Here is a 17,086-nt window from a genome sequence, read left to right as displayed (position 1 = left end):
GTGAGCCTCGCCGTGGCGCTGGTGCTGGTGGCGGCGCCGGTCGCGCACGCCGACAACGTGCGTGACAGCCAGCGGGAAGTGATCGACACGCTGCGGCTGCCGGAGGCCTGGCGGACCAGCAAGGGCGCGGGCGTGATCGTGGCCGTCCTCGACTCGGGGGTGGATCCCGTCCATCGCGACCTGGCGGGCTCGGTGACGGTCGGCGACGACTTCACCAAGGGCGCCAACCCGCCGGGCGTGCCGCCGCAGCGGCTGCACGGCACCTACATGGCCTCGCTCATCGCAGGCCATGGCCACGGACAGGGGAACGGCGACGGCATCATCGGCGTCGCGCCGCGGGCCAGGATCCTGTCGGTCAGGGTGATCCTGGAGGACGAGGAGCCGGGCTTCGGCGAGTTCAACACCGCCAAGCGCTACGAGGACGTGGTCGCCAAGGGCATCCGCTACGCCGTCGACCAGGGCGCGCAGGTCGTCAACATGTCGATCTCCAAGGAACTGGCCACCCAGCAGGAGCGCGAGGCGATCCGCTACGCGATCTCCAAGGGCGTCGTGCTGGTGGCGGCGGCGGGCAACGAGGGCGCGCGCAAGCCCGAGGCCAGCGGCTACGCGCCCTACTCCTACCCAGCGGCCTTCCCCGGCGTGGTGTCCGTGGCCGCGACCGACAGGGGACTGCGCCGCGCGGCCTTCTCCAACTGGAACCCCTCGGTCCTCTTGGCCGCGCCGGGCGTCGACATCCTGGGCGCGGGACCCGGCGACGAGTACTGGGTGGGCAAGGGCACCTCGCAGGCCAGCGCCCTGGTCGCGGGCGTCGCCGCGCTCATCAAGGCCAGACACCCGCGCATGTCGCCCGCGCTCGTGGCCCAGGCCATGACGCTGGGCGCCTCCAGGCGGCCCTCGGGCGGCTACGACACGGGCACGGGTTTCGGCGTGGTCGACGCGGAGGGAGCGCTCGCCGAGGCGGCCAGGCTGGCCAGGCACACGCACACCGCTCGGGGGAAGGACGCGCACGACCCCGACCGGCCGCTCGGCGAGGCGGCCGCGCCCGTCCAGGTGATCTACCGGGACCATCGCAGGATCGTCGTCTACGGCTCGATCGCGGCGGCCGCGGCCCTGGCGGCGCTCACAGCCGTTCTGGTGCTGACAGCACTGGTCAAGCGGACGCGAAGGGCAGACAATCCCCAGGACGCATGATCCGCGCCCTTAGGGGGACGAATTACCTATGAGAAACGCGCAAAAGGGCCCTTCACCACCGTGAAGAGCCCACGTTTCTCCTAGGTGAGAACCAAGTTGAGTGAGGAGCGGTGGGGGACACGTCAGGGAGGGCACGCAGGCGGCCTGTGTCAGGGCTGCCTCGATCGGGGCAGACGCCTGGAAGCGGATCGCCGCTCGGCCCCCCTGTGACCCGACGCTCCCGCGTGCGCTCGTGGCCCGCGGCCACCGGTCGCAGGGACGGGCAGGCGGCGAAGGAGAGAGCCGAGCGTGAGGCACTGGCGCGGGGCGTCAGGTTCCGCACCGTGTTCCTCGGCATCCTGGGCGCGATCGTGGCGCTGTCGGCCGTGGTGGTCCTGCTCGGCACCACCGGCCTGCTCGCCGAGAGCAGGTCCCGCCCGCTGACCGTCGCCGAGCAGACCCGCTACAAGCAGGAGGAGATCGCCAGGCGCTGGCAGGCGTGGCCCGCCACGGGCGTCTTCCCTGAAGAGGTCGCCTACCAGGGGCTCGACCAGGCTCAGCAGTACGCGAGGAGGGTCGGCATCGCCCCGGAGGCCACGTGCGCCGCCGCGACCGACAGGGCCGTGGCCAGGGTGCTCGACGGACACGGCTGCCTGACCATGCTGCGCGCCACCTACATCGACCAGAGCGCGATGTTCGTCTTCACCGTGGGCATCGCGGTGCTGCAGGACGAGGAGTCGAGGGCGGCGGCCACCGAGGAGTTGACGGTCGACGACCGCGTGGGCGTGCTGCCCGTCGCCTTCCCCGGCACGGTGGTCGAGCGCTTCGGGCTCGACCAGCGGCAGCGTAACGGCTGGGTGGGCGCGGGTCCCTACATAGTCTTCTCCACCGCCGGCTACGCCGACGGCCGCACCCGCGCCGCCATCCCCCTGGAGGAGATCCTGCACAGCGAGCTGTGGTCGGCCGCCAGATCCGTCGGCGGCCAGATCGCCTTCTTCCTCGCCGAACCGCCCAAGGTCCCTCGCTGCACCCAGGGGAACGCGTGCTGACCGTCGTGCGGTCGCTTCTCGCGGCGGCACTGGTCCTGTACGGCACGACGGCTCCCCCCGAGCGTGAGCAGCAGCGCTGGGTGCTGACCGCGATCAACGCCGAGCAGGCGTGGCCGGTGAGCAAGGGCGCGGGCGTCACCGTCGCGGTGATCGACAGCGCCGTCGCCCCGGGGACGCCGGGACTCAGGGGCAGGGTGACGGTCGCCCCCGACATGTCCTCCACGACGCTCGATCGCATCGGCGCCGTTCCCGGCGAGCACGGCACCGCGATGGCAGGCCTCATCGCGGCCTCGGGCGACAAGGGCGGCTTCATCGGCATCGCCCCCCAGGCCCGCATCCTGTCGGTGCCCATCACCGTGGACGAGACGCTGGCAGGCGGCGCGATCCCGCCCCAGGACGACCTGCTGTCGAGCAGGGAGAGCCCGCTGTCCAGGGCGATCCGCTACGCCGTCAACAACGGGGCCAAGGTCATCAGCATGTCGATCGGCACGTACGGCGTGCACAAGTCCGAGCGCGAGGCCGTCGCCTACGCCCTCGACAGGGGTGTCGTGCTCGTCGCCGCCGTCGGCAACGACGGGCAGACCGCCTACACCAAGGCCAACAGCACCTCCTACTGGAGCTTCCCCGCCGGGTATCCGGGCGTGATCGGCGTGTCCGCGGTCGACAAGCAGGGCAGGCGGGCCGCCTTCAGCAGCGACAACCTCTCCGTCATGGTCGCGGCGCCCGGCGTGGACGTGCCGGTGCTGAAGATGAGCGGGGCGCTCGGCTCCAGCAAGGGAACCAGTGTGGCGACGGCACTGGTGGCGGGGGTCACCGCGCTGATCAAGTCGAAGTACCCGAACCTCACGCCTGACAAGGTGGCGCAGGCCGTCACCAGCAGCGCCCGTGCCAGGCCGTCCGCGGGGTACGACGACAAGATCGGCTTCGGCGTGGTCGACGCGGCGGCGGCGCTCGACAGGGCGGGGGAGCTGGCCGGGCAGCAGCGCGGCCTGGCCGTACCCGATGGAAAGCACTTCGGGGCGGGGGAGAAGGCACCGCTGCCCTCGCCGCCGGGGCCGAGCCCGTGGCGGATGTGGCTGTTCGGCGGCGGCGTGCTGTTCGGCCTCCTGGCCTTCGGCGCGGCCGTCACTCTGCTCAGTCAGCGCAACAAAGGCAGTTGAAACGTGCTTTTCTGCCACAGATTTCCCAACGCGTACCAGGACCTGCGGTGATCATGAGTATGCTCCCGCCTCATGAGCTACGAGCTGTACGTGGAGCGTGAGTCTCCGCTCGCCTTCGCCGAGCTCGCGAGAGCGATAGCGCCCGCCGGGTTCTGGCTGCGCGAGCCCGGCGAGATCCTGGCAGGCGAAGAGCACCGCCCCGTCGCGCGCTGGCGCGACCGCGTCGTCGGCACGCCCGCGTCGGACTGGGACGTGGCCCAGCTCGTCCGGCTGGCCGCGGTTCTCGGCGGACGCCTGCGCGGCGAGGACGGCGAGCACTACTACCTGCGCGACGGCGTCATCGAGGTCGACGGCGACGCCATCGGCAAACTCGACGAGATCCTGCGGGAAGGGCCCGCGGCGTGGTGACACCGTACGGCGAGCGGGTGCTCGACCTGGTCGAACGCATCCCGCCCGGGCAGGTCATGTCCTACGGCGACATCGCCGAGTACCTCGAGGAGGGCGGGCCCAGGCAGGTGGGCACGGTCATGTCCACGTGGGGCGGCGCCGTACCGTGGTGGCGGGTCGTGCACGCCGACGGGACCGCCGCTCCCGGGCTGGTCGACAGGGCACTGCCGCACTGGCGGGAAGAGGGCACGCCGCTGCGTGGCGAGCGCGTGGACATGCGAAGTGCCCGATGGTTGCCTTCAGGGGACTTTCAGCAACCAACTGACCTGGCATGACACGATTTTTGCGGATTTGCGGTATGTGACGCGCATTACCATAGCGAAGGACTGCCCACCGTTCCCGGGTCCGAAAGGCGGTGCCCTTCATGGCCACCCCAACCGGCGATGTCGTCGCCGAGCGCCTGAAGGTTGTCCAGGACCTCTGTGACCGGGGGGAACCGCTGGATGCCATCATGCGGACCATCCGGTCAGGGGGACTGCCGCCTGCCGAGCGACGCGCGTTCGACGCCGAGGTGCTCAGCGGCTCGCTGGGCCTGCGCTTCGACCAGGCCGCCAAGCGCGGCGCCGCCCGCAGACGCGAGCTGGTCAACCTGTTCAGGCCCTACCTGGCCGAGGTCGACCCAGGCGTCAAGCGCGACCTGCCCGTGGAACGCAGGCTCGCCTACCACCTCGTCGAACACAGGCCCGACGAGGAGCTGATCGACGGCGACGCCCTCACGAAGTTCATCGCGGCCGCGGCCGAGCCGTCCAAGCGCATCCGCAAGGGCCTGCGCTGGTATGCCGACCTGCCGTTCGCCGACGAGCTGCCGCACGACCTCTACCGCCTGCGCCGCTCCGACCTGGTGCCCGTAACCCAGATCGACGACATCGTCTGGGAGAACGGCAGGCTCCGCGTCGACGGCTTCGCCTACCTCGCCGGCCTGTCGGTGCGCAGCCGCCGCTTCAACAGGGCCACGGTCGTGCTGCGCGGCCCCCGCTGGCTGCCGCCCGTGCGGATGCGCACCCGCCGTACGCTCGCGCCCGAGGCCACCCACGGCGCGCGCGAGCCCGGCTGCAACTACGACTGGTCGGGCTTCACCGCCACCCTGAGCCCGTGGCCGCTGCGCTGGCGCTCGTCGCTGCGCGCCGTCGTGTCGGCGGTGCGGCGCACCATGCGGCACCGGCCCACCGTGCAGGACACCACCACGTGGCGGGCCGAGATCGTCTTCTGGTCCCGTGGCGCGCGGGCGACCGGCCTGCTGCGCGGGGCCTCGCTCGGCAGGACCGAGCGGCCCGCCGGGCTGCGCGTCAAGCCGCGCTGGTGGGTGCGTCCCGTGTGGACCTCCGACCGGGCGCTCCAGGTCGTGCTCCAGCCGAACAGGGCCGAGCTGACCGGCGTCCAGCTCGACGGCGAGCGGCTCGAACTGACCGTCTTCCTGCCCGGCCGCACCTGCACCAAGGGTCACGCCAGGCTGGGCGGACACCGCATGGCGGCCGAGTTCCACCCCGTCGAGGGCGGCACGAACGTCACCGTGGCGCTGGCCGTACCCGCTCTGCTGCAGGAGAAGGACGGACGGCGGCTCTGGGTCGAGCCCAAGGGCGACCCCGCGGCCTCCGTCATGCTCAGCGACGCGCTGGAGGAGACCAGAGCGACCGTCGGCGACAGAGAGATCACCGTGCTGGGCGACAGGCGCGACCGCGTCGTCGTCTCCGCGCACCGGATCAGGCCCGTCATCACCTCGGCCACCTGGGACGGCCCCGTCCTCGAGCTCCGCGGCGACTACCCGGACGCCGAAGGCGCCCGACGCCTGTCGCTGCGGCACCGTTCGGGGCTGATGTTCCACGCGGACATGACCCGCACGGGCGACCAGTTCACGGTACGGCTGGCGCCGTCCGAGATGGAGCGGTTCGGCGAGCGGATCCCGATGCCCTCGGGCACCTGGAACCTGTCCGTCCGCCACCCCACGGGCGAGATCGTCCCCGTGCGTGTGTCGCACGCCGCGCTGCCCACGCTCGACGAGTCGCAGCACTCCTTCTCCGGACGCGGCTACCGGCTGGTGTCGACCCGCTTCGACGTGCCTGTGCTGATGGCCGAGGAGTCGCGCCCCGCCGACGAGAAGGGCGTCGCGGGCACCCACGTGCTGCGCCGCGTCTTCTACCCGGCCCAGCGCGCCGAGCCGATCCAGGAGTCGACGGTCTACGTCGTCAACGACGGCCGCCACTACGCCGACAGCGTGCGCGCCATCTACGAGGAGCGGCTGCGCCGCGGCGACGACCGCGAGCACATCTGGATCGTCAAGGACGGCGCGTTCGTCCCGCCCGGCCCCGCGACCGTGGTCCGCGCGGGCAGCAGGGAGCATCACGCGGCGCTGGCACGTTCCCGACACATCGTGACCAACTCCTTCCTGCCCACCTGGTTCAGGGCGCGCGAGGACCAGGTCGTCCTCCAGACCTGGCACGGCACGCCCGCCAAGCGCATCGGCAACGACCTGCCCCACATGTCGCGCGACCCGCGCCCGCCGGTCTGGCACCGGCAGGCCGCCGAGGTCCGCGGCTGGGACGTGCTGCTGTCGCAGTCGCCGTGGGCCACGCCCGTCCTGCGGGAGGCCTTCGGGTACAAGGGCGAGGTGCTGGAGAGCGGGCTGCCGCGCAACGACGTCCTCACCTCGCCTGACAGAGAGGTCCTCGCGGCGGCCATACGGCGGCGCCTCGGCCTGATCGAGGGCAAGAAGGTCGTCCTGTACGCGCCCACGTGGCGCGACTACGACAGGAAGAACAGCACGATCAAGCTCGACCTGTCGCTTGCCCGGGCCGAACTGGGGGCCGACCACGAACTGCTGGTCAGGGCGCACCCGATGCAGGCGATGCCGGTGGTGCCCGCGGACGTCGCCCATGACGTCACCTCCTACCCCGACATGGCCGACCTGCTGCTGGTCGCCGACGTGCTGGTCACGGACTACTCGTCGTCGATGTTCGACTTCACGGTGACCGGGCGGCCGATCGTGTTCCTCTCCTACGATCTGGAGAAGTACTCGTCGAAGCGGGGGCTGTACCTGGACCTCGCCGCGCAGGCGCCGGGCCCGTTGCTGTCGACGTCGGCCGAGGTCGTGGAGGCGCTCAGGTCGATCGACACGGTGGCGGCGGCTCACGCGGACCGGTACGAGGCGTTCAAGGCCACGTACGCGCCCCGCGACGACGGCAAGGCCACCGCCCGCGTCGTCGACCACCTCTTCTCGTAAGCGAGGGCCTCGGGCGCTGTCGCGCCTGAGGCCTCTGGCGTTCTGCCGGATGGGCGCGACGGGGTGTGGTCGCGCTCTTCGGCGTCGCAGTCCAGGGGACCTGGATCCCTACACTCGCGGGTATGACGGCAATGGAGGATCTGGTCCGGTTGGTGCCGCCGCCGGTGGTGCCGGTAGACGCGTACGGCGACTGGCGGGAAGTCGAGGCCGCGCTCGGGCTCGGGCTACCCGCGGACTTCAAAACGCTCACCGAGCGCTACGGCCGCGGCCAGTTCGTCGATTTCCTTACGCCGCTGACGCCGTTCGGCACGCACGAGCTGCTGGTCGAGCAGGCGCGGCAGCTGTTGGACGGCGAGCGGTCGTTCCGGGAGAGCGACCCCGACAGGTGCCCCTACCCGTTCCATCCCGAGCCCGGTGGGCTGCTGCCGTGGGCGGGCACCGACAACGGTGACCGGCTCTGCTGGTCGACCGACGGGGAACCGGACGGTTGGACCGTCGTCGTCTGGAATCCGCGCAGCTGGACCTACGACGCCCACGACATGGGCGCGGTGGCCTTCCTTCATGGCTGGTTGAGCGGACGGGTGACCACCTCCGTCTTCGATGACGCGGACGAGGCGGCGCCCTGGTTCGAGCCGTTCCGCGAACTGAAACACGTCTACATCGGACTGTCCGAGGGCGAATCGCCGTACCAGGAACGGCTGCGGATCCTGCGTGACGCGCTCGCCCCCACGGCCGACCGAGGCGCTTACGACGACGGTGACGGCGAGCGGCAGGACCACTTCGCCGCCACGGAACTCGGCTGGCGGCTCACCTACGAGACCGTCTACGGTCACCAGATCCGGGTCGCCTTCCCTCCGTCGGACGAGGAACGGGTTCGCGACACGCTGTTCGACGCCGCCCGCCGTATGGGCTGTCAGGTGACGTCCACGACGACGCACCTCGGAGAACCCGTCTGGGGCTGGAACCCGCCCCAGACGACATGACCCGGTGCCCGCCAGAGGATCAGGCGGCAGGGTTGAGCGGCGTCGGACGAGAAAGGAAGCTTGACGACCAGGACACGCTGCGCGACTTCCAGGTCCGCTACGCCCGCCCCGCGGCCGAGGTGGCCGACTGGACCAGGGACGAGAAGCTCGGCGGGATCACGCTGGCCGAGGTGGTGCGCCGCATCCGGCCGACCATCCTGATCGGCACGTCGGGCCACGGCGGGGCATTCACGGAGCCGATCGTCCGCGAGATGGCCGCGCACGTCGCGAGCCCGATCATCCTGCCGATGTCCAACCCGACCGCGCTGGCCGAGGCCACCCCCGCCGACCTGCTGGACTGGACCGACGGCCGGGCGCTCGTCGCCACCGGCAGCCCCTTTCCTCCGGTGATCCACAAGGGCGTCACGTACTCGATCGCGCAGGCGAACAACGCGTTCATCCTCCCAGGACTGGGCCTCGGGGCGATCGTGGCCAGGGCGACCCGGATCACCGACGGCATGCTCACCGAGGCGGCCCACGCGGTCGCCCAGCACACCGACCTCAGCGCGCCGGGAGCCGCCATCCTCCCGCCGGCCGACAGGATCCGCGAGACCTCCGCCGCCGTCGCGGGGCCGTCGCACGCGCCGCGGCCCGCGACGGCGTGGCGGGGGTCGCCGTGGACGACGACACCATCGACCAGCAGGTGGACGCGGCGATGTGGCAGCCGGCCTACCCGCCGATCCACCCGGTCTGACCGTCCGCCCGCAGTCACACGACCCTCCCGCCCGGACCGGCCGCGGACCTGGGTCACCGCCGTCCCGCGCCCATGCGACGTGGCTCAGGAGAACGGCGACCCCGCCGGGAGAACCCCGAAGGAGACTCCGGTGGAACGCCGGGGGAGGCCACTCGGGACGAGCCCCCCGGGGGACGCCCCCGGGGAGACACGGTTTACCAGGCGCTGCCCGGCCTCCCGGGGGAGAGGCCGCTCAGGAGAACAGCATGCGGCGGCCGGTGACCCGGTACCCGATCCGGTCGAAGACGGCCGCCATGGGCGCGTTGCCCACATCGGTGTTGTCGTTGATGAACGGCTCGCCCTCCTCGGCGAAGATGTGCATCGCCTCGGCCAGCAGGTCGTAGGCGTACCCGTGGCCGCGATGCCGGTGGTCGACGCCGATGTACCCGATCGTCGCCGAGCGGCTGTTGCGCGTCGGCATCACCATGCCGACCAGCTCGCCGGAGCTGTCGTGGCCCAGCCGCCACCTGTCGCGCCCGCCCGGCATGTCCGCGACCATGGCCAGCGCCTCGGCCGCCACGTCCTGCGGTGTCCTGGTGCGCAGCTCGCGTCTGTCCCATGCGTCGAGGCTGCCGGTGACGATGTCCGCCAGGAGGTCGAGCAGCACCTGGTCGTCCGTGACAGGGCTGAACGTGAGCCTGGTCGAGCGTGGCGGCAGGCCGTACTCACGCTCCCATCGGAGGGTGAGCCGCTCCACGTGGAAGATGAGCCCCGCCCGCTCCGCCGCCTCGACGCGGGCGTCGGCGTCGGCCTTGGCGTCGGGACGCTCGCGCCAGTCGGCGGGCAGGAACAGGTTGTACTCGGGCCGATCGCCGATCGGCGCGTGGTAGTCGGGCGTGACCAGGGCGGCGTAGGCGGCTTCGAGCAGGGCGGTCCCCGTCTCGACGGTGTCGAAGTCGAAGAAGTCGAGGGCCGACGGGTGTTCGGCGTCGGGCGGACCCCAGAACGAGGCCCTGGCGACGACCTCGTCGCCGCGCAGGGCGATCCAGACCCAGGCGGGCCGGTAGTCGCCGTCGGCGGCGAGGTCCGCGAAGGTACGGCTGCGCTCGCCGACGCCCGAGGTGGGAAGGGTGGTGACGCGGTCGAAAAGGGGGAACTCGCTCTCGTCGCTGAGAGCGCGGAAGACCAGTTCGGTCAAGGGATCTCCTGTGGCAGGAGCGCTCCCCTCAGGCGGACGCCTGTCCGAAGGGGGAGCGCGACATCGTTACAGGGAACATGCGTCTCCTCACCTCCTTCGATCTATCGCTGCACGGACAATAGCGGCCCGCCGACGGCCCGCGCAACCACCCGGCGGCGGGAGCGAGACGGTTGGGATCGGAACGGTGGCCCGGGTGGCGGGAATGCGCCGGAGGCCGCGCGAGTTGGCGCCTGTAGTTCAATCTTCATGGCGGCGGAACTCATCCTGATGCTGGTGATGGGCGTGCTGGTCGTCGGCGGCATGGGCGCCGCGTTGATCGCGCTGGTCCACTCCGGCTTCCGTGCCGGCGAATGGCCCGTGCAGAACAAGCGTCGCGTCGTCTGGCGCGGCTTCGTGGTCCGCTAGCAGGCAGGTCACCGGGACGCCCGTGCGCGGAACGCGGCCGCCTTGGCCCGGTTGCCGCATCCGCGCATGTCGCACCACCGCCGGGTGCCCCGGTGTGACGTGTCCACGTACAGCCGGGTGCAGGGCGCGGCCTCGCACTCCCTGATGCTCGCGGCCTGCGCCCCTCCGAGGAGTTCGACCGCCGCCCGAGCGGTGGTGGCGAGCGCCGCGGCCAGGTCTCCCTCACGGTCGAGACCGCCGGAGGGGCGCAGCCGCACCCCCGCGGGTTCATGGGCGGCGACCCGGTTGACGAGGTCGCAGTCGCCCGCCTCGAACGCGGCGCCCAGCCGTACGGCGGAAGCCAGCCGGTAGATCGCCTCGCGCAACGCCCTGGCCCCCGCGAGATTCTCCTCGCTCACGACCGGCGGGACGTCCAGCAACTCCGCGGACACCGTCCACCGTGCCAGGTCGGCGGGCGTGTCCAGCATGTCGACGCGCGAGTTGCGTCGATGCCCGACCGTGCCCGCGAGGTCGAGCCCCAGGTTTCCGCTGACGAAGGTGAACTCCACGCCAGTCATAGTAACCGACTTGACAGGTTAGTTCGAGTCCTGCCACTTTCAGATAACCGACATTGCCGGTTACTTCTGGGGAGTTGATCGTGTACGGGCCCAACCATCGATGGATCGTGCTGTCGCTGGGCGTCGCCGCGCAGGCGAGCTTCTCGGCGATGTTCTCGGGCCTCCCCGTCACGGGGATCACGATGCGCACCGACTACCACCTCTCGACCGCCCAGCTCGGCCTGGTCGTGGGTTGTCTGGGGCTCGGCGTGGCGATCTCCGAGATCGCGTGGGGCCTGCTGACCGACAGGTACGGCGACCGCAAAATCCTGCTCACCGGCCTGCTCTCCACTGGAACGCTCATGGCGGTGATGGCGCTGGTCCCCATCCGCTCGATGACCGCGCTGGCCGCCTGCATGCTGGCCGCGGGCGCGCTGGGCGGCAGCGTCAACGGCTCCTCTGGCCGGGCGGTCATGACGTGGTTCGCCGACGGGCAGCGCGGGTTCGCCATGAGCGTCAGGCAGACGGCCATCCCCGTGGGGGGCGCGGTCGGCGTCGCCCTGCTGCCCTGGCTGGCCGACGCCTACGGCTTCGCGCTCGTCTACGGTGTGCTGGCCGGGTTCTGCCTGCTCACCGCCGCCGCCACGGGGCGCTGGCTGCCCGCCGCCGAGGTCGGCGCCGTCATCAGGGAGCGGGCCGACTCGCCCCTGCGCCGCTGGGACGTGTGGCGGTTGGCGCTGGCCACCGCGCTGCTGACGGTTCCGCAGTTCGCCGTGCTGTCCTTCTCCGCGATCTTCCTGCACGACGTCAAGGGCGAGGGCGTGGCGCTGGCCGGCCTGATCGTGCTGATCGCGCAGCTCGGCGGGGGAGCGGCGCGCGTGTGGACGGGACGGCTCAGCGACCGGGGCGGCGACCGCCGTACCTGGATCAAGGGCTTCGGCGTGCTCATCGCGGTGGCCATGGCGGGCGCGGCTGTCCTGACCAACGCGCCCACCCCACTGACCGTCGCCGCGCTCGCGCTGGGCGGGCTGCTCGCCAACGCGTGGCACGGCCTCGCCTACACCGAGATCGCCGTCATGGCGGGACCGGGACGCGAGGGCACGGCGCTCGGCCTGGAAGGCACCACGCTGTTCGCCACCGGGTTCCTCACCCCCGTGCTCATCCCGATCGTGCTGGCCGCCACGTCGTCGTGGACCGTCGTCTGGGCGCTCGCCGCCCTTGCGCCGCTCCTGGCCGTTCCGCTCGCCCCTGGCGCCAGGAAGCGGCTGGTGACGGCCGAAGCGAGGGCGTGAACCACCGGCCCGAAAACGGAATGCCCCAGTACAGGGCGCTCTGTACGGTGGCCGACATGACACCGATCTTCCGCCTGTGCGACGAGCACATCACCAGGTCAGCCGAGCTCGACCCCGTTGACGCCGTGTACATGGGCCTCTCCGGCGACTTCGGCGTGTCGACCGACTACAGCCCCGACGGTCACGCGGCCAGGCACGACCTGATCACATCCACCCTGGCCGAGATCGACACCCTCGAACCCACGTCGCAAGACGACCGCCGCGCCGCCGACCATCTGCGCGAACGCCTCCAGGCCCAGGCCGCGTGGTTCGAGACGGGCGAGCAGTACCGCGACCTCAGCACCCCCTTCGGCATGCTGTCCCAGGTGAGGGACAGCATCGACCTGCTGCCCACCGGCGACGACGACCAGTGGCGCAAGGTGGCCGCGCACCTGGCGGCGGTGCCCGAGATGCTGGCGGGCTGGCAGGCCTCCCTGAACGAAGGCCTGAGCAGGGGGCAGGTGGCGGCGCGGCGGCAGGCGGTGGAAGGCGCGGGCCAGGCGGAGAAGTACGCGGGCACGCACGACGAGCTGGTCGCCTCCTACGGCGATGGGCCGCTCGCCGGCGAGCTGGCCAAGGCGGCCGCCCAGGCCCACCAGAGCTACGTGGACACGGCCCGCTACCTGTTCGAGGAGTACGCGCCGCGGGCGGCCGAACGCGACGGCGTCGGCCCCGAACGCTACGCCGTGGCCGCCAGGCAGAACCTCGGCGCCGACATCGACCTGGTCGACGCCTACGAGTGGGGCTGGGCGGAACTACGCAGGATCGAAGCGGAGATGGTCGAGGAGGCGCACGCCATCCTGCCCGGCGCGAGCGTCGACGAGGCGATCGCCCACCTCAACGAGACGCAGTACGTCGTCGGCTCCGAGGCGTTCCTCGCCTGGCTCAAGGACAAGCATGACGGCGCCATCGCGGCGCTGCACGGCACCCACTTCGACATCGCCCAGCCGCTGCACACGGTCGACGTGACGCTGGCGCCCGGCTCCACCTCGGGCTCGGCCTACTACACGGCGCCCAGCGAGGACCTGACCCGCCCCGGCCGTACGTGGTGGCCGGTCGGCGGGCGGGAGAAGTTCGCGACGTGGAGCGAGCTGTCGACGGTCTTCCACGAGGGCGTCCCAGGACACCACCTGCAGCTCGGCGCGGTCGCCGTGGCGGGCGACAGGTTGTCACGCTTCTCGAAGTTCTCATGGGTGAGCGGGCACGGCGAGGGCTGGGCGCTGTACGCCGAGCGGCTGGCCGACGAACTCGGCTGGCACACCGAGCCCGGCACCCGCATGGGCATGCTGACCGACTCGGCGCTGCGGGCCGCGCGCGTCGTGATCGACATCGGCGTTCACCTGGACCTGCCGCTGCCAGACGGCTCCACGTGGAGCTTCGAGAAGGCGTGCGAGGTGCTGCGCGAGCGCGGGCGCGCGGTGGCGCACACCGTGCACCCCGAGATTGTCAGGTACTTCGGTTGGCCCGCACAGGCGATCTCCTACAAGCTGGGCGAGCGCGCGTGGCTGGAGGCGCGCGCCGAGGCCGCGCGCAGGCCGGGCTTCGACCTGAAGACGTGGCACACCGCCGCGCTCAACCTCGGCCCGATCGGCCTCGGCGGCCTCCGCGCCGCCCTGAGCGAGATCTAGCCGTACGGCGGCGCGATGAACAGCATGGTCCCTCTCCTCCGGGCGAGGGGCCGGCCTTCCCCGGGGGCTCCCGCCCCTGTTGACCACGCGCCCCGGGATCCCGACATGGTGCCAGGCCGGCGCGCACGCGCTGCCCCGTGGCAGCGGCCGAGCAGGGCGGAGCCCCCCTCGGCGATGCTCAGTCCACTCCGTGACGCGCGTCCTGTTGACCAAGAGAGATCGAGGTCCAGGATCATGTCGAACGACTGCGCGCCGTCCCTCCCGGTGAAGGAGCCGACCGGCTGGAAGCCGAGCTTCTCGTAGAAGCGAATGGCACGTGGGTTGTCGGCGAGTACGCCGCCGAACAGGATGATTCTCTTCTTGCCGACAGTCCCTCAAGGAGGCTTGCCAGACGCTCCGCGTCGGTGTGCACGAGCGGTCGGAAGACAACTTCCGAACCGTCATTCAGGTTCAGGCGACGCGTCAGGACAAGCGGGTCTTCGGCCACCGCCGTCAGTGTGAGCACCTCAGCCATCCCTCCCTGCTAAAACTTTGGTGGCAACGCGCAATCTTCGATGTCACGGGACATCTGTTGAGTCAGCCCCCCGACCACAGACCATCGACACCATCGAACACACGCGCGATCCACATGGCGCGTCCTAGACGTTGGCCGGTCACCGGTCATGCCGAAGCGGGGACGGTTCGAGTTCGAGTGCGAGTTGGAGTTGGCGCGTCCACCAGCGCAGCTGGGCGGTCGGGTCGCTCGCTGCGACGCCGGTGAGGCCGGCGCTGCGGCGGAAGGCGCTCCCGTAGAGAGGCTCCATCGCCATCGCTTGGTGGAGGGCCGCGACCGCGAGCCGCGTGTCCTCGATCGAAGCCGCGGATGGCCGGAGCTTGTGGAGGGCGTCGACAACCGGGTTCAGCATCCCGCTGTCATGCTCTCGCCAGCCCGCAGCATGCAGCGCGACCGCCAGCTCGCCGTAGCCCTGCCGGTACAGGCCTGCGAGTGACTCGACGAGCTCCAGGAGGTCGGCGCCCTGCTCCAGCCACGACGAGAGAACGTCCTGCACGGCGGCTCTCAGTTGACGTCCACCGTGTCGCAGCAGTTCGCGCAGCAGGTTGTCGCGGCTCTGGAAGTGGTGCGTCACGCCGGCGTCGGTCATGCCGACCCGGGCGGCGACGGCACGGACCTGGACCGCTGCGACGCCTCCGTCGGCGAGCAGCGCTGCTGCGGCGTCGAGGATCAGGCGGCGAGCCTCCTCAGGAGGTCTTCGTGTTCGACGTGTCCCCACAACCTTGAACCTTACCTTGACCGGCCAAGGCAGTGGGTCGTATCGTACCTTGACAGCTCAAGGTAGAGGGAGCATGGAGGTGCCCATGGTTGACCTGACGATGCCGCGGGGGAACGAGGTTCCGGTCGGTAGCCCAGGTGTTCGTGCGGGATTCGCTCGACTGTTCGGAGCCGCCCCTGGCAGCAAGCGTCGCGACGAGCCTCGCTTCAATCAGCGATGACCGACGTCACCCTCGCCCGAGGAGGCGCAACGCTGCGAGGCACGGCCACCGGCACCGGCCCGACCGTCCTTCTGCTCCACGCCGGCGGCGAACGTCGCGGTGTGTGGACACCGGTCGCGGCGGCGCTCACCCTGTGCGGGCTCCGGACCGTGGCCTTCGACCTGCGCGGTCACGGCGACAGCTCGGGACGGGCAACGACGCTGCGGGCGATCTCGGACGACGTGACCGCGATGATCTGCCGTGAGCCGGCACCGGTCGTCGTGGTCGGCGCTTCCCTCGGCGGACTGGCCGCCATCGCGTCCCTCGCCGACCCACGCGCGGTACGACATGTCGCCGGGTTGGTACTCGTCGACGTCGTACCCGACCCCGATCCCGCTCGGGTTCGCGCCTGGCTCGATGACCGCGGCCTCCTCCACGACCGCACCGAGCTCGTCGAGGACATCCTCGGACGCGGTCCCGAGCTTCTGGCGACAGCCACGAAGATCGAGCTGCCGATCCTGCTCGTTCGTGGCGGGCCGCGCTCACCGCTCACCGATGCTGAGGTGGAGCGCTTGCGCGCCGCCAACCCTGCGGTCACGGTCTCTCGGGTGCCTGCCGCAGGTCACCTGGTAGCCCGTGATGCTCCGGATGAGCTCGCCCGCATCGTCGCGGACCAAGCGTCGACGTGGCTCGCCACCGAGACGACCGCCCGTCGCGCCTTCGCGCTGCAGCGCTCTCTGGGCGCCGACCGGCTCGACCACCCAGGTGGAACGCTGCTTGCTCACCTGCACAGGGTGCACGCCCTCACCGTCGAGTGGTCCGCCACGCCACGCACCCAGCTGGCCGCCATCTGCCACGCGACCTATGGCACCGACGGGTTCCCGCACGCGCTCATGGCGACGACGGAGCGGCGCCGGCTCGAAGGCATCATCGGGCCCGATGCCGAGTCGCTCGTCTATCTCTACGGCGCCTGTGACCGATCCAACACCTATCGCAACCTTGGGCGCCAACCGCTTCCCGCCCATGATCGCTTCACCGGCGACCTCACACCGATCCATGAGGCCGACCTCGTCGACTTCGCCGTGCTCACCATCGCCAACGAGCTCGACGTCGCCCGCTTCGCTCGTCTTCCCGGCACGGCCCTGAACGAGATCCGCCGCCTCGTGGCCGCGCTCGCTGCCTACGCGCCCGTCGAAGCCGCGCGAGCGCTCGACGACGGTGCCCTCGCATGACGACCGATCCCCGTCCTCTCGTCGGCCCAGGCGTTTGTCCTGTGAATCCGGTGTGCGGATCAGTCGGCCGGAGGCCGCGCATGGGCGCGTGGTTCTCAGCGGGGCATCGCCCTGTCGTGGTGGCGGCTCAGCTCACGCAGGGCTGCGATGCCCGGGTCGTCGCTCGATGACCTCACGGCCGGCAGCTCGCCACCGCCGCGTTCCACCAGGACCATCCCGGTCGCGACGAATCCCTCCATGAGTGAGCGGAGGATCACGTGCGTGCTGCGGGCATACCGGCAGGCCAACCTGTCGATGAAGCGTGAGAACGCCTCGATGTCGAGCTCGCACTCGTCGGCGACCATGGGGCCGAGGCCTGACGGGAGATCAACAAGCTGGGAAAGGGAGTCGGCGGCCCGCACGAACACCTGAGAAACGCCCGCCGAGGGGTTCCAGAGAACACGCTCGCCGACTTCAAAGTACTGGCTCATCGTCCTACTTTCTGGTCCGACCGTCCGACCGCGTGACGTCATCATCCGGCGGACAGGCGTCGTCATGGCGTGGTGCCA

General features: G+C 71.0%; 15 protein-coding genes and 1 pseudogene. 11 read left to right on the top strand and 5 right to left on the bottom strand.

What is annotated here, in order from left to right; all coding sequences use genetic code 11:
• From AB0B45_RS27205 to AB0B45_RS27170, 8 genes and pseudogenes are all read left to right on the top strand, one after another.
• Nucleotides 1-1,191: a S8 family serine peptidase gene (locus AB0B45_RS27205; protein ID WP_358135835.1), complete on the top strand. Its 1,191-nt coding sequence runs from the start codon at nucleotides 1-3 to the stop codon at nucleotides 1,189-1,191.
• A gap of 206 nt (nucleotides 1,192-1,397) precedes the next feature.
• Entirely contained in the window at nucleotides 1,398-2,219 is an 822-nt protein-coding gene (locus tag AB0B45_RS27200) for a hypothetical protein (protein WP_358135832.1), read from the top strand.
• Nucleotides 2,213-3,379, top strand: coding sequence for a S8 family serine peptidase (locus AB0B45_RS27195; RefSeq protein WP_358135829.1), 1,167 nt, complete (start codon nucleotides 2,213-2,215; stop codon nucleotides 3,377-3,379). The genes AB0B45_RS27200 and AB0B45_RS27195 overlap by 7 nt, the downstream gene beginning before the upstream one ends.
• Nucleotides 3,380-3,451: 72 nt before the next feature.
• A complete protein-coding gene (locus tag AB0B45_RS27190) occupies nucleotides 3,452-3,787 on the top strand; it encodes a hypothetical protein (protein ID WP_358135827.1) in 336 nt (111 codons plus the stop codon).
• Nucleotides 3,781-4,101 carry an MGMT family protein gene (locus AB0B45_RS27185; protein ID WP_358135824.1) on the top strand — a complete coding sequence of 107 codons (321 nt, stop codon included), beginning with the start codon at nucleotides 3,781-3,783 and terminating at the stop codon, nucleotides 4,099-4,101. Before AB0B45_RS27190 ends, AB0B45_RS27185 begins: the two co-directional genes overlap by 7 nt.
• A gap of 176 nt (nucleotides 4,102-4,277) precedes the next feature.
• A complete protein-coding gene (locus tag AB0B45_RS27180; RefSeq protein ID WP_358135821.1) occupies nucleotides 4,278-7,043 on the top strand; it encodes a CDP-glycerol glycerophosphotransferase family protein in 2,766 nt (921 codons plus the stop codon).
• Nucleotides 7,044-7,165: 122 nt separating this feature from the next.
• Nucleotides 7,166-8,026: an SMI1/KNR4 family protein gene (locus AB0B45_RS27175; protein WP_358135819.1), complete on the top strand. Its 861-nt coding sequence runs from the start codon at nucleotides 7,166-7,168 to the stop codon at nucleotides 8,024-8,026.
• A pseudogene (locus tag AB0B45_RS27170) lies at nucleotides 8,023-8,574 on the top strand (malic enzyme-like NAD(P)-binding protein); the annotation flags it as partial. The gene AB0B45_RS27175 and the pseudogene AB0B45_RS27170, both read left to right, overlap by 4 nt.
• A 417-nt stretch (nucleotides 8,575-8,991) precedes the next feature.
• On the opposite strand, the gene AB0B45_RS27165 reads toward AB0B45_RS27170, so the two are convergent.
• The 3 genes from AB0B45_RS27165 to AB0B45_RS27155 all read right to left on the bottom strand — a co-directional run bounded on the left by AB0B45_RS27165 (nucleotide 8,992) and on the right by AB0B45_RS27155 (nucleotide 10,889).
• Nucleotides 8,992-9,936 (bottom strand): GNAT family N-acetyltransferase, encoded by a 945-nt coding sequence (locus tag AB0B45_RS27165; protein ID WP_358135816.1) that lies wholly within the window; start codon nucleotides 9,934-9,936, stop codon nucleotides 8,992-8,994.
• A gap of 237 nt (nucleotides 9,937-10,173) precedes the next feature.
• The gene (locus AB0B45_RS27160; protein ID WP_358135813.1) at nucleotides 10,174-10,353 is read right to left on the bottom strand and encodes a hypothetical protein; all 180 of its coding nucleotides are present in this window, start codon (nucleotides 10,351-10,353) and stop codon (nucleotides 10,174-10,176) included.
• Nucleotides 10,350-10,889, bottom strand: coding sequence for an ABATE domain-containing protein (locus tag AB0B45_RS27155; protein ID WP_358135810.1), 540 nt, complete (start codon nucleotides 10,887-10,889; stop codon nucleotides 10,350-10,352). The genes AB0B45_RS27160 and AB0B45_RS27155 overlap by 4 nt, the downstream gene beginning before the upstream one ends.
• Nucleotides 10,890-10,978: 89 nt before the next feature.
• Between AB0B45_RS27155 and AB0B45_RS27150 the strand changes: the two genes are divergently transcribed.
• Together AB0B45_RS27150 and AB0B45_RS27145 are read left to right on the top strand one after the other, a co-directional pair.
• Nucleotides 10,979-12,169 (top strand): MFS transporter, encoded by a 1,191-nt coding sequence (locus tag AB0B45_RS27150; protein WP_358135807.1) that lies wholly within the window; start codon nucleotides 10,979-10,981, stop codon nucleotides 12,167-12,169.
• Nucleotides 12,170-12,225: 56 nt separating this feature from the next.
• Nucleotides 12,226-13,836: a DUF885 domain-containing protein gene (locus tag AB0B45_RS27145; protein ID WP_358135804.1), complete on the top strand. Its 1,611-nt coding sequence runs from the start codon at nucleotides 12,226-12,228 to the stop codon at nucleotides 13,834-13,836.
• A 653-nt stretch (nucleotides 13,837-14,489) separates the two neighbouring features.
• Here the strand turns inward: AB0B45_RS27145 and AB0B45_RS27140 are convergent.
• A complete protein-coding gene (locus tag AB0B45_RS27140) occupies nucleotides 14,490-15,107 on the bottom strand; it encodes a TetR family transcriptional regulator (RefSeq protein ID WP_358135801.1) in 618 nt (205 codons plus the stop codon).
• A 216-nt stretch (nucleotides 15,108-15,323) separates the two neighbouring features.
• Between AB0B45_RS27140 and AB0B45_RS27135 the strand changes: the two genes are divergently transcribed.
• Nucleotides 15,324-16,538, top strand: a complete 1,215-nt coding sequence (locus tag AB0B45_RS27135; protein WP_358135799.1) for an alpha/beta fold hydrolase — start codon at nucleotides 15,324-15,326, stop codon at nucleotides 16,536-16,538.
• Between the two features lie 95 nt (nucleotides 16,539-16,633).
• On the opposite strand, the gene AB0B45_RS27130 is transcribed toward AB0B45_RS27135, so the two are convergent.
• Nucleotides 16,634-17,008 (bottom strand): DUF6086 family protein, encoded by a 375-nt coding sequence (locus AB0B45_RS27130; protein WP_358135797.1) that lies wholly within the window; start codon nucleotides 17,006-17,008, stop codon nucleotides 16,634-16,636.
• Between the last annotated feature and the right edge of the window lie 78 nt (nucleotides 17,009-17,086).

It is taken from the genome of Nonomuraea sp. NPDC049152 (assembly GCF_040648355.1).
Taxonomy (GTDB): domain Bacteria; phylum Actinomycetota; class Actinomycetes; order Streptosporangiales; family Streptosporangiaceae; genus Nonomuraea.
This window is presented reverse-complemented; position numbering and strand designations above follow the sequence as displayed.